At 59.2% G+C, this 12,239-nt stretch carries 11 protein-coding genes; 7 read left to right on the top strand and 4 right to left on the bottom strand.

Features of this window, described 5'->3' with window-relative positions:
- Window positions 1-498 precede the first annotated feature (498 nt).
- A complete protein-coding gene (locus tag CF137_RS00905; RefSeq protein ID WP_139717257.1) occupies window positions 499-1,950 on the top strand; it encodes an aminoacyl-histidine dipeptidase in 1,452 nt (483 codons plus the stop codon).
- 91 nt (window positions 1,951-2,041) lie between these two features.
- Here the strand turns inward: CF137_RS00905 and djlA are convergent, their stop codons facing one another.
- Genes djlA through CF137_RS00920 form a run of 3 tightly spaced genes read right to left on the bottom strand, consistent with a single transcriptional unit; the run spans window position 2,042 to window position 4,570 of the window.
- Window positions 2,042-2,875 carry a co-chaperone DjlA gene (djlA, locus tag CF137_RS00910; RefSeq protein WP_139717259.1) on the bottom strand — a complete coding sequence of 278 codons (834 nt, stop codon included), beginning with the start codon at window positions 2,873-2,875 and terminating at the stop codon, window positions 2,042-2,044.
- Between the two features lie 19 nt (window positions 2,876-2,894).
- A complete protein-coding gene (gene murU, locus CF137_RS00915; RefSeq protein ID WP_139717261.1) occupies window positions 2,895-3,563 on the bottom strand; it encodes an N-acetylmuramate alpha-1-phosphate uridylyltransferase MurU in 669 nt (222 codons plus the stop codon).
- Complete coding sequence (locus CF137_RS00920) at window positions 3,560-4,570, bottom strand: aminoglycoside phosphotransferase family protein (RefSeq protein WP_139717264.1); 1,011 nt, start codon at window positions 4,568-4,570, stop codon at window positions 3,560-3,562. Before CF137_RS00920 ends, murU begins: the two co-directional genes overlap by 4 nt.
- 174 nt (window positions 4,571-4,744) lie before the next feature.
- Between CF137_RS00920 and lptD the strand changes: the two genes are divergently transcribed.
- From lptD to CF137_RS00950, 6 genes are read left to right on the top strand one after another with little or no spacing between them, the layout of a single operon-like run.
- Window positions 4,745-7,189, top strand: coding sequence for an LPS assembly protein LptD (gene lptD, locus CF137_RS00925; RefSeq protein ID WP_139717266.1), 2,445 nt, complete (start codon window positions 4,745-4,747; stop codon window positions 7,187-7,189).
- A gap of 26 nt (window positions 7,190-7,215) precedes the next feature.
- Window positions 7,216-8,514 carry a peptidylprolyl isomerase SurA gene (surA, locus tag CF137_RS00930; RefSeq protein ID WP_101323803.1) on the top strand — a complete coding sequence of 433 codons (1,299 nt, stop codon included), beginning with the start codon at window positions 7,216-7,218 and terminating at the stop codon, window positions 8,512-8,514.
- Entirely contained in the window at window positions 8,514-9,509 is a 996-nt protein-coding gene (gene pdxA, locus CF137_RS00935; RefSeq protein WP_139717268.1) for a 4-hydroxythreonine-4-phosphate dehydrogenase PdxA, read from the top strand. Before surA ends, pdxA begins: the two co-directional genes overlap by 1 nt.
- On the top strand, window positions 9,499-10,326 hold the full coding sequence (gene rsmA / locus CF137_RS00940) for a 16S rRNA (adenine(1518)-N(6)/adenine(1519)-N(6))-dimethyltransferase RsmA (RefSeq protein ID WP_139692975.1): 828 nt from the start codon (window positions 9,499-9,501) through the stop codon (window positions 10,324-10,326). Before pdxA ends, rsmA begins: the two co-directional genes overlap by 11 nt.
- 4 nt (window positions 10,327-10,330) lie before the next feature.
- The gene (gene apaG / locus CF137_RS00945; RefSeq protein ID WP_139717271.1) at window positions 10,331-10,693 is read left to right on the top strand and encodes a Co2+/Mg2+ efflux protein ApaG; all 363 of its coding nucleotides are present in this window, start codon (window positions 10,331-10,333) and stop codon (window positions 10,691-10,693) included.
- A 6-nt stretch (window positions 10,694-10,699) separates the two neighbouring features.
- The gene (locus CF137_RS00950) at window positions 10,700-11,521 is read left to right on the top strand and encodes a symmetrical bis(5'-nucleosyl)-tetraphosphatase (protein WP_139717273.1); all 822 of its coding nucleotides are present in this window, start codon (window positions 10,700-10,702) and stop codon (window positions 11,519-11,521) included.
- 116 nt (window positions 11,522-11,637) lie between these two features.
- Here the strand turns inward: CF137_RS00950 and CF137_RS00955 are convergent, their stop codons facing one another.
- On the bottom strand, window positions 11,638-12,138 hold the full coding sequence (locus CF137_RS00955; RefSeq protein ID WP_139717275.1) for a 2TM domain-containing protein: 501 nt from the start codon (window positions 12,136-12,138) through the stop codon (window positions 11,638-11,640).
- Window positions 12,139-12,239 lie beyond the last annotated feature (101 nt).

Genomic DNA, 12,239 nt, shown 5'->3' on the forward strand with positions numbered 1-12,239 from the left:
CAGGCTACTCGTCTTAGCGACGAGTGACGAAGGGGTTAGGGTAGCTGAAACCCTGGGTATACAAAGAAGGGGCAAACCAATAGGTTGAGTTGCTGCCTGGCATATTAAAACTCCTGATTGCTTAACAAGTTACGTACCTTTATGCGGGCTCAAATCCTTGAACGAACACTCGGTTCCATGGAGGCGCACTTGCTTTGCTTCGGTTCCCTGGAGGCTTTCATCGTCATCCTGACGGGTGGCGAACCACGGGAGCTAATGTACCAGTCGACACCGTAAATTCAACTTTTTTGTGAGATCGGTCACAAAAATTTCTTTTGCACTACGCAGCATCGCTCTCACCTGACGATCGTACTGTCCTGTTGTCATACACCAGCACAATCAGCCTGCGATTTGCGCTGACGGCTCACATTTTTGTGCGATTGACTGTATTATCGTTAGCCTCTTCCTCGGCCCGCTGATGGGGCCCTGTTTTTTTCCGTGCTGGTAAGGAGTCCCGACGTGGCACAACTAAGTTCCTTGACCCCCCAACTGATTTGGCATTTCTTCGAACAGATCTGCTCCATTCCCCACCCTTCCAAGCATGAAGCCAAACTCAGTGCCTGGATCATCCAATGGGCCCAGGGGGAAGGGCTGACCGTCAAGCAAGATAAGGTCGGTAACATCATCATCAAGAAGCCGGCCACCCCGGGAATGGAAAACCGCAAAGCCGTGGTGCTGCAAGCCCATATCGACATGGTGCCGCAGGCCAATGCCGACACCAAACACGACTTCGCGACCGACCCTATCGATGCCTATATAGATGGTGAGTGGGTCACTGCCCGTGGCACGACTCTGGGTGCCGACAACGGCGTTGGCATGGCAGGCTGTCTGGCGGTGCTGGCCGACAAAACCATCAAACACGGCCCGCTGGAAGTGCTGCTGACCACCGACGAAGAGACCGGCATGACTGGCGCCTTCGGCCTCGAAGCAGGCTGGCTGGAGGGCGAAATTCTGCTCAACACCGACTCCGAAGAAGATGGCGAAGTCTACATGGGCTGCGCGGGCGGTGTGGATGCCAATATCCGCTTCCCGCTCGAACTGGTTGACGCCAGCGAAGGCGACGCTGTCGAGCTGGCGGTCAAAGGGCTGCGTGGCGGTCACTCTGGTTGCGACATCCATCGCGGCCGTGGCAACGCCAACAAGCTGCTGGTGCGCCTGCTCAAAGCAGCTGAGCCGCTAGGTATCCGTCTGGCCGAAATCCACGGCGGCACCCTGCGCAACGCCATCCCGCGCGAAGCCCGTGCCACCCTGCTGGTGCCAACCGCCAGCGTGAGCGAGTTCAACGCGCTGGTTGACCGTTACACCGGTATCTACCAGACCGAGCTGGCCGCCACCGAGCCAAATCTGACCCTGCTGGTCAACAGCGCTGCCAAACCGGCCAAGCTGATGAGCGTCTCCCTGCAGCAGCGCCTGCTGGATGCCCTGCTGGCCTGCCCGAACGGCGTGATGCGCATGAGCGATGCCATGCCCGGCGTGACCGAAACCTCTACCAACCTGGGGGTCATCAAGACTCAGGATGGCGAAGTGTACGTCCAGTGCCTGATCCGCTCCCTGATCGACTCCGGCCGCGAGAGCATCGAGCAGATGACCCGCTCCCTGTTCACCCTGGCGGGCGCCAGCTGCGAATTCACCGGTGCCTACCCGGGTTGGGCGCCGAATGTGGACTCCCCTGTGATGGCGCTGGTACGGAGCAGCTACCAGACCCTGTTCGGCACCATGCCCAACGTCATGGTGATCCATGCCGGTCTCGAGTGCGGTCTGTTCAAGAGCGCCTATCCAAAGTGGGACATGGTCTCCTTCGGCCCGACCATCCGTGGTGCCCACTCCCCTGACGAGAAGGTGCACATCCCGGCGGTCGAGCGTTTCTGGCAACTGCTGGTGCACGTGCTGGAAGCCATTCCGGCCAAATAACCCGGCGTGACGCCACACGGCAAAAACAAAAGCCCCGCACTGCTGCGGGGCTTTTTATTGTCTGCTGTGCCTGTATGACAGGCTTCAGCGCTTAACGAATGCCGCGCGCCTCGCGGATCCACTCCCAGGCTTGCTGGATCTCCTGGGTCTTCTCCTTGGCCATCTCCATCATCTCCGGCGGCAGCCCTTTGGCGGCCAGCTTGTCCGGATGGTGCTTGCTCATCTCCTTGCGGTAGGCGCGCTTGATATCCTGATCGCTGTCGCTTTCGCTCACCCCCAGCAGCTGGTAGGCATCCTTGAGCCGATCTGCAGAGGGCGCCTCCTGCCGGTACTGTTGGCCACCCGCACCACCGCCCTGATATTGGCCATGAGAACGATTGAAGAAGTTCATCTGCGCCTCGGCCATCGCCAGAATGCGGGCCAGCTCGATGCGACTGAAACCCAGCTCGTCGGCGATGGTATGAAGAATGGCGCGCTCGCCCTCCTCTACCCGCCCGTCAGCAAAGGCGGCCTGTAGCTGTACCTCAAGGAAGAAGCGCAGTATATCGCGCTGCCCCAGACTGGCGCGACGGAACTCGGCCAGGGTCTCGCGCAGCGGAAAATCGGCCTCTTTACCGAGACGAAACGACTCCTGCGCCCGGGCACGCTGATCACCGGCCAGCCGCATTCGATCCATCAGGTTGGAGGCAACCCGGATCTCATGCTCGGTTACCTGACCACTCGCTTTGGCGATATGGCCCATAACTGAAAAGGTGGCATGAAAAAAGACCGCTTGTTGTTGCGGGTTCGGGCCGCGGCGAAACGCCCCTTGCAGCCCCATACCCCGATCAAAACGGTGGCCGATCCACAGACCAATCAGGGCGCCAATGATATTGCCGAGCAGAAAACCGAAGAAGGCGCCCAGCACCTTACCCCAAATACGCATGGTTCAAGACCTCTTGATGTTAATGAGTGCGAGCCTGGAGCTGGTCGTCCAGCTCGCGCAGTCTCTCGACCGTGCCAATATCGCGCCATTCGCCAGCGAGCAAGCTGCCGCCCACTCGCCCTTGTGCCATCCACTCCCGCAGCAGCGGCGCCAGCTTGCGGGCGCCGCCAGCGAGACCGGCAAAGGCTGCCGGATCATATAGTCCGACCCCGCTGAAGGTAAATGCTGGCGTATCCATGACTCGCCCCTCTTGCAGAGCAAAATCGCCGGTTGGGTGTTGGGGTGGATTAGGTACCAGCCAGAGATGGGCCAGATCATCGCCAAGGGGCTGGCTGACCAGAGAGCGATAATCCAGATCGAGCCAGGTATCGCCGTTAATCACCAGAAATGGCGCAGAGCCCAGTAGCGGTAGCGCCTGCACGATACCGCCTGCAGTCTCCAATGCACTCTCCTCGGCCGACCAGTGGATGGTCACGCCAAGCGCACTGCCATCGCCGAGCGCCTCCACCAACTTGTGGCCGAGCCAGGCGTGGTTGATCACCAGTTCGGTCACCCCGGCGGCTTTGAGCTTGTCGATGTGATGGACGATGAGCGGCTTGCCCCCCACCGCCAGCAGCGGCTTGGGCAGCAAATCGGTGAGCGGGCGCATCCGCTCGCCACGGCCAGCAGCCAGGATCATCGCCTTCATGGTTTCACTCCCGCGTTGGCCATCCCGGGCAACACCACCCGCTCCAGCCACTGACCAAAACGGGCCAGTACCGGATAGGCGCTACCGTGAGTGCGACAGACATCCACCACGTAGCCGAGGGTGCGGGGAATATCCTTGAGGTAACCGGACTTGCCGTCACGATGATAAAGGCGGGTGAAGATCCCTGCCGCTTTCAGGTGGCGCTGCATGCCGGTCAGGTCGGCATCACGACGGAAACTGGCATAATCGAGCTCGCCAAGCAGACCCGCCTGCTGCAGGGTGGCAAAGCCATGGCGCATCCCTTCATCGATCACCTCATCCGGCCAGCGCACATAGCAATCTTTGAGCAGGGAGACCAGGTCATAGCTCAGGGGCCCGATCACCATGTCCTGAAAATCGATGATAGCAAGGGTGCTGGTCTCGGGAGTATCACCGCCACACACCATCAGGTTGCGACTGTGGAAATCCCGGTGCATCACCCCTTGCGGCTGGGCCAGATTGCAGGCGGTGAGGCAGGCAAAGGTCTCATCCAGCAACAACTGTTCTTCATTGCTCAGGGTCAACTGCAGATGCTGCCCCAGCAGCCACTCGGGGAAGATGCTGTTTTCTCGCGCCATAAAGGCCGCATCGAACGGCTCAAGCGCCAGTTCGACTGAGCCCAGTCGGGGCAACAGATCAATGGCTTTACCATACCAGGCCTGCACCGTTTGCGCGTTCAGACAGCTGATCAGCTGGGTATCGCCAAGGTCGCTGACCGCCAGCAAGCCCTGTTCGTAGTCCACCGCCTTGACCTCTGGCGCCAGCAGCTGACGCGCCAGCAAGGCGGCGGAGTTACGAACAAACTCATGATTTTTTTCGGTTTTAGGATTGGCATCTACCCATACCAGACCACCGCCACGGGAGTAGCGGCGAAAGCTGGCATCACCGGAAATAAGGGTCAACTGAAGGTTGGCATCACCAGAAACATGGCGTGCCCACTGCAAAAGCAGGGAATCGCGATCGTGCATAAGTCGGGGACCAAGGTGGAAAGCAGCACTTGGCTGTTAGCCCTGGCTGCAATAATGCTTTATCATTGCCGGCTAACATAAAGCAATGACATGCAATGTCAACTCGATGAAACCTGTCGTAAAATGCATGCCTTGGATCAACCGTATCTATCACGGATTGCACGAGTCTTTCACATGAAAAAATGGACACTGGGGTACGGCTATCCCATCGCCCTGACTATCAGCCTGGCACCCGCCCTGACATCCATGATGGTACAGGCGGCACCGTTCGATCCGCCGCCAGCCACCGGGATCCTCGATAGTCTTTGCTATGACTATGTTCCCAAAATCGTGAAGCCTGCATCTGATCAGGAGGCCAACGCGCTGCCCGTAGAGGTGGATGCCGACCGTCTCGAGGCCAAACAGGGCGGCACCGCCGTCTACGAAGGTGACGTCAAGGTGCGTCAAGGCGTTCGCAAGTTTGACTCCGACTATGCCCAGCTCGATCAGCAGAGCCGGGATGTCATCGCCATCGGCAACATCTATTACAACGACGGTCAGGTGACCGTCACCAGCGACAAGACCCTTAAATCCAACCTCAATACAAAAAATTCCGAGCTGGAAGAGGGCAATTATCAGGTGCACGGCTCACCGGTGCGCGGCTTTGCCAAGCGCGTGGTGATGACCAACAACAATCAGAACATCACCATGGAGGGGGCCCAGTACACCACCTGCCCCCCCGGTCAGGAAGTGTGGACCCTCAAGGCGGGCAGCATCGACATCGACCAGAAAGAGGTGTTCGGTGAAGCCTGGAATGCCAGCCTCTGGCTCTATGACTATCCGGTGTTCTACTTCCCGTACATCAACTTCCCCATCAAAGATGAGCGCAAGACCGGTCTGCTCTACCCGGGTTACAAGCAAAGTTCCAGCAACGGCATGGAGATCACCCAGCCATTTTATTGGAACATTGCCCCCAACTATGATGCCACCATCACCTCCCGCTTTATGGACAAACGCGGCCTGATGGAGCAGGTGGAGTTCCGCTACATGCCGGACCCCGCCCATACCGGCACCCTCTATTTTGAAAATCTGGCGGATGACAAGCAGTACACTCCGAGCAACCAGAGCCTGGCTGGCCTGTCCGATGGCCATCGCTACCTGATGAACCTCCGTCACGGCTCTGCCCTGATGGATGGCGCCCTGCGCTTTGGCATCGACTACACCAAGGTGCGGGACAAGGACTACAACTACTTCAACGACTTCAGCCCGCAAGTGGGCACCCAGGTCGACAGCCAGTTGCAGCAATCTTTTACCGCTGGCTACTACCAGCACAACTGGAACCTCACCTCCGAGGTACGCCGCTACCAGATCCTGAGTCCCTACGCGCTGCTGCCCCACGAGATGCTGCCCCGTATCGACTACAACTACTATCAGCAGGGGAAATGGTTCGATCTGGCCTGGAACAGCGAGCTGACCAAGTTTGGTTACGACAGTGGCAACGCCAGTGCCCAGCAGGCCGGTGAGCGTTACACCGCCACCCGTTTGCATCTGGCACCGACCCTGACCGTTCCATTGGTGGACGCACCGGGTTACTACCTCACCAGCCAGTACAAGCTGATGTTTACCTCCTACAACCAGGAGGTGCCCAAGGATCTGGTCTACACGGATCGCAGCCGCTTCACCGACGCGGATACCAAGCAGTTAACCCTCAAAGACGGCACAGTTACCCGTACCTTGCCCTCCTTCCGTCTCAAAGGGGGGGTCAACTTCGACCGCCCGCTCAACTGGTATGATGGCAAGGGGACCCAAACCCTGGAGCCCGAGTTCCAATATCTCTATGTTCCCTATCGGGATCAGGATGATATCGGGATCTATGACTCCACTACCACCCGTCAGGACTACTACAGCCTGTTCAGCGATCGCCGCTACGCCGGTCTCGACCGCATCAGCGATGCCAACCGGATCACCGTTGGCCTGACCAGCCGGGTCTATGACAATGTCGGTGATGAGCGGTTACGTCTGGCTGTGGCTCAAGCCTTCGAGATGACGCCGCCCAAGGTGCGCCTCTACCCGTCCGACCCAGAGAGCACCAACTCTCGCTCCCTGCTCTCCTTCGAGGGGGATGCCCGCATCACCGAGCAGTGGTTTGCCCATGCAGGCGCCCAGTACGACACAGCGGAAGGGGAGTTCATCGCCGGTAACAGCGCAGTGGAATACCGGACTGGCAAGCTGACCACCCAGCTCAACTACCGCTATATCAAGGATGGTAACCGGGACTACAGAGACCCGAACAACCCGGCCCTTACCGAAGATCTGAGCCAGGCCGGTTTGGTAATGATGGCGCCGATCGCCGATCAGTGGCAGATGTATGGCGGTTACTATCGTGATATCAAGCAGGATGTGAACATTGACCGGATGATTGGTGTCAAATATGACTCCTGTTGCTGGAGCATCAATATGAGTCTGGAGTGGCATAACCAGCCAGATAACATCACCCTGCAACCCACCTCGGAAAAAGTCATTGGTCTGCAGTTCGAGATGAAGGGACTTGGCAGTGTCGGTACCGGTGGCCGCAGCGTCACCATGGATACCGAGCTGTTGCCCTATGTTCGCCCGTTTAATCTGAAAGACCAGCAATGATGCTGGTCCAGCCTTGAGAGATGGATATGAAAAAGACCCTGATTGCCCTGCTGACCGCGGGAATGTTTGGTGCCATGAGTCAGGCTGCCCTGGCGGCGCCCGAGCTGATGGACAAGGTACTGGCCGTGGTCAACAAGGACGTGGTGCTGTCCAGTCAACAGGACGCACTGGTCAACAAGGTAAAACTTTCCGCTCAGGAGAGCGGCCAATCCCTGCCTGACGATGCCACCCTGCGCAAACAGGCGCTGGATCGACTGATCCAGGAGAGCTTGCAGTTGCAACTGGCGGATCGTCAGGGACTGAAAATCAGTGATACCCAGCTGGAGCAAGCTATTCAGGGGATCGCGGCCGATAACAAGATGACCCTGGAGCAGCTACGTGCTCAACTCGCCCGTGAAGGGATGACCTATGCCCAGTATCGGGAAGAGGTGCGCCGCGAAATCCTGATGAATGAAGTGCGCCGCAATCAGGTGCGTCGTCGCATCAACATCTCCGAACAGGAGGTGAAGCAGGTGGTCGAGGTTCTGAAAAAACAGGGCCAACAGCAGAATGAATATCACGTCGGTCATATCCAGATTGCCCTGCCGGACAACCCCACCGCTGCCCAGCTGGATGCCGCCAAGAGCAAGATTGACCGTATTCTGGCCGCCCTCAAGCAAGGTGCTGACTTCCGCAAGCTGGCTATTGCCGAGAGTAACGGCCCCAAAGCTCTGGAAGGGGGTGACTGGGGCTGGATGAGCCCGCAAGAGATGCCGACCCTGATGGCCGAAGCTGTACAGGGCGCCAACAAGGGTGACATCGTCGGCCCGCTGCGCTCCGGTGCCGGCCTGCACATCGTCAAGGTGTTCGACACCAAGGGTCAGCAACAAGTGATGCAGACCGAGGTAAAGGCCCGTCACATCCTGATCAAGCCCTCCATCATCCTGAGCGAAGAGAAAGCCAAAGGGATGCTGGACGGCATTCTGCACGACATCAAGAGCGGCAAGGCCAGCTTCGCCAGCATGGCAGAGAAGCACTCCGAAGATCCGGGCTCTGCGGTGCAGGGTGGCGAACTGGGCTGGTCTGATCCCAACGTCTATGTGCCGGAGTTCCGCGACATGGTCAACCGCCTGCAACCGGGCCAGATCAGCGCCCCGTTCCGTACCAGCCATGGCTGGCACATCGTTCAGCTGGAAGATCGCCGCAGTCAGGATGCCACCGACAAGGCTCAGGAGCAGCGCGCCTACCAGCTGATCTACAACCGCCGCTTCGTGGAAGAGTCCCAGGCATGGCTGGACGAGCTGCGTGACGAGGCCTACATCCAGATCGAAGGCGCCAGCAGCTGATGAGCTGCCGTCGTCTTGCCGTTACCCCGGGCGAACCAGCCGGGATCGGCCCGGATCTGGTGCTGCAGATTGCCCAGCAGGATTGGCCCCACCAGTTGGTGGTGATCGCCGATCCGCTGCTGCTGCGCGAGCGGGCAGCCCTGCTGGGGCTCAGCGTCGAGCTTGAACCCTATGATGCTGCCGCCCCTGCCCGCCCCCAGCGGGCTGGCACCCTGACCATCTGTCCGGTCACCCTCGGCGTCCCCGTGGTGCCGGGCGAGTTGAACGAAGGCAATGGCGCCTATGTGCTGGCGACCCTGCAACGCGCCTGTGATGGTAACCTCAGCGGTGAATTTGCCGCCGTGGTGACCGGACCGGTGCACAAGGGGATCATCAATCAGGCCGGCGTCTCGTTCAGCGGTCACACCGAATTCTTTGCCCAGCAGTCCAATACCGCCGATGTGGTGATGCTGCTGGCAACCGAGGGGCTACGGGTCGCACTGGCGACCACTCACATCCCCCTCGCCTACGTGGCAATGGCCATTACCGAGGATCGCCTCGGCAAGGTGATCAGGATCCTCAACGAGGATCTCACCACCAAGTTTGGCATCGCCAAACCCCGTATTTACGTCTGCGGTCTCAATCCCCATGCCGGGGAAGGTGGCCACCTCGGACGTGAAGAGATTGACGTGATCGAACCCGCTCTGGCCAATCTGCGCCAGGAGGGGATCGATCTGGTCGGCCCATTGCCGGCCGACACCCTGTTCCAGGAAAAATACCTCAAGGATGCGGATGCGGTACTCGCCATGTACCACGACCAGGGGCTGCCGGTGCTCAAATACAAGGGCTTTGGCAGTTCGGTCAATATCACTCTGGGGCTTCCCTTCATCCGCACTTCGGTGGATCACGGCACCGCACTGGATCTGGCAGGCAAAGGCTTGGCGGATTCGGGCAGTCTGATCACCGCGATTAACCACGCCATCAAGATGGTAGAGAAAAAAAGATATGAGCAGTAAGGCGCAGAGCAATAAAGTGCATATGGGTCACACCGCCCGTAAGCGATTCGGTCAAAACTTCTTGCACGATCGCTATGTGATCGACCAGATCGTCGCCGCCATCAACCCGCAACCGGGTCAGAATCTGGTGGAGATCGGTCCGGGTCTGGCTGCGCTGACCGAGCCGGTCGCCTCCCAGATGGACAAGATGACAGTGGTCGAGCTGGACCGGGATCTGGCGGCGCGCCTGCGCGAGCACCCGACCCTCAAAGACAAGCTGACCGTCATCGAAGCCGATGCCATGCGTTTCGACTTCGGCACCCTGATGGGTGAAGGCAAAGGGCCACTGCGGATCTTCGGCAACCTGCCGTATAACATCTCCACTCCGCTGATCTTCCACCTGTGCGAATTTGCCGACCGGGTTGAAGACATGCACTTCATGCTGCAAAAGGAAGTGGTATTGCGGATGTGTGCCGGTCCTGGCAGCAAAGCCTATGGCCGCCTGAGCGTGATGGTTCAGTACTACTGTCAGGTTGTACCGGTGCTGGAAGTGGGCCCGGGCGCCTTCAAACCCGCCCCCAAGGTCGACTCTGCCGTAGTGCGCCTGATGCCGCACAAAAACCCGACCATAGTCGCCAAAGACATTCGTTGCCTCAGCCGCGTCTGTACCGAGGGCTTTGGCCAGCGTCGCAAGACCATCCGCAACAGCTTCTCCAACTTCATTACCGACGCCCAGCTGACCGAGCTTGGTATCGATGGCAACCTGCGTCCGGAGAACCTCTCCCTCGAGCAGTTTGTCATGATCGCCAACTGGCTGGCGGATCAGCAACAGGCCTGATCCTGTGGCTCACCCGCACATCGAGATCCGCCCATACCCCGTGTATGTGGCGGAGTCCAAAGACCCTTACCAGTTTCACTATCTGATCGAGATTGAGAATCTGGGGCTCGGCCCGGTGCAACTGCTGCACCGGCGCTGGCTCATCACCGATGCCAATGGCAAGATGCAGGAAGTGGCAGGCCCAGGCGTGGTGGGGGAACAACCCGTCATCGCCGAAGGTGAGACCTACCGCTACCAGAGTGGCGTGCCGCTGGCGACCCCGCTTGGGGTGATGGAAGGGAGCTATACCCTGCAAGATGGCTCTGGTCAGCAGTTCGAGGCGCCCATCGCCCCCTTCACGCTGGCCATCCCCAATATTATCAACTGAGGTTTCATGGCGAACTATTTTGTCGGTGACATCCAGGGCTGTTACGACGACTTGCGCCGTCTGCTGGATCTTGCCGCGTTCGATCCGGGCAATGACACACTCTGGCTCTGCGGCGACCTGGTCGCCCGCGGCCCGGACTCCCTCAATACCCTGCGTTTCGTCAAAGGGTTGGGCAACCGCGCCGTCGCCGTGCTCGGTAATCACGACCTGCACCTGTTGGCGGTCGCTAATGGCGTCGCGCCGCTGAAAAAGAAAGACAAGCTGCAGAGCCTGATGGATGCCCCGGATCGGGATGAACTGCTGGATTGGCTACGCCACCGCCCGCTGCTGGCCGAGCATCCGGATCTGCCCATCATGATGGTGCATGCCGGTATCTCTCCGGCCTGGGATGCCCGCACCGCCCGCAACTGCGCCCGCGAGGTAGAGAGCCTGCTGCGCGGCGATCAGTACCAGTGGCTGCTGCACAACATGTATGGCGATCAGCCCGATGGCTGGCAAGATGACCTGGTCGGGATCGACCGCTACCGCTACATCATCAACACCTTCACCCGGATGCGCTTCTGCTATTTCGACGGTCGTCTCGACTTCAAATGCAAGAAGGGCCCCAAGGAGTCGACCCCAGGGCTGCGCCCCTGGTTCGAGCAGCGGGAACACCACGTGGATGACCCCATTCTGGTGTTTGGCCACTGGGCTGCCCTGATGGGCAACACCGGCAAAAGCGATATCAAGGCGCTCGATACCGGCTGCGTCTGGGGCAACAGCCTCACCCTGTGGCGCTACGAAGATGATGAGTTGATCACCACCCCCTGCCCGGTTCACGCCAGCTAGGGGCGGTGCTGTAAGCAGGCGGTCGCTGCCGCACTGATTGCCAAGAACCGCATCAATGACAAAGCCCGGCAAGCTGCCGGGCTTTCTGTTTTTCTCTGTGTTCCGGGCGGACAACGTTACAACTTGCGCCCCAACCGTTTTTCGATCTGGCGCCGCTCCCACTCAGGGCCAAACAGCTTGAACGGCTGAAATACCCGAATGGCATGGGAGGCAAGTCCCAACCCCCAGCCCAGCGCTGGCCACCAGGCCCAGATGTACTCCGGATTGCTCAAGTAGTTGATGACAAACAGCCCGCAGATCACCACCACATAGCTGGCGACATGGTGATAGAAGCCCTTGAGCCCCTCCACATAGCGCATGGCTTCCCGCTCTTCTGCCGATACCTGCACCGCATCCCGATCCATAGCGTCACTTCCTCTCATCTCGCGCTCCTGTTGCTCTGACCCATCCAATTGAGCCACATCGAGTTCAAAGACGGAGGCCAGGGCCTTGAGAGATTCCAGTCCGAGTTGCTGCCCCTGCTCGATCCGCTGGATAGTGCGGACACTCAAGCCAGTCATCGTCGCCAACTGATCCTGGGACCAACCCCGTTGCAATCTCAACTTCCTGACGATCATCGCGAACTCCTTGTGGTAATTGACAGGGCCAGCATAGGGCTTGCGCAGCGCAAGGTGACACGACAGATGGCCGACACTCACCTGACAGTCCTTTAAAATCA

Origin of the sequence: Aeromonas sobria (genome assembly GCF_006243315.1) — a bacterium.
Lineage (GTDB): Bacteria > Pseudomonadota > Gammaproteobacteria > Enterobacterales > Aeromonadaceae > Aeromonas > Aeromonas sobria_A.

Bases quoted from the DNA above. Each gene is read 5' to 3' on its own strand.
- surA (WP_101323803.1), top strand. From the start codon at position 7,216: ATGAAAAAGACCCTGATTGCCCTGCTGACCGCGGGAATGTTTGGTGCC.
- CF137_RS00950 (WP_139717273.1), top strand. From the start codon at position 10,700: ATGGCGAACTATTTTGTCGGTGACATCCAGGGCTGTTACGACGACTTG.
- pdxA (WP_139717268.1), top strand. From the start codon at position 8,514: ATGAGCTGCCGTCGTCTTGCCGTTACCCCGGGCGAACCAGCCGGGATC.
- djlA (WP_139717259.1), bottom strand. From the start codon at position 2,875: ATGCGTATTTGGGGTAAGGTGCTGGGCGCCTTCTTCGGTTTTCTGCTC.
- CF137_RS00955 (WP_139717275.1), bottom strand. From the start codon at position 12,138: ATGATCGTCAGGAAGTTGAGATTGCAACGGGGTTGGTCCCAGGATCAG.
- murU (WP_139717261.1), bottom strand. From the start codon at position 3,563: ATGAAGGCGATGATCCTGGCTGCTGGCCGTGGCGAGCGGATGCGCCCG.
- lptD (WP_139717266.1), top strand. From the start codon at position 4,745: ATGAAAAAATGGACACTGGGGTACGGCTATCCCATCGCCCTGACTATC.
- rsmA (WP_139692975.1), top strand. From the start codon at position 9,499: ATGAGCAGTAAGGCGCAGAGCAATAAAGTGCATATGGGTCACACCGCC.
- CF137_RS00920 (WP_139717264.1), bottom strand. From the start codon at position 4,570: ATGCACGATCGCGATTCCCTGCTTTTGCAGTGGGCACGCCATGTTTCT.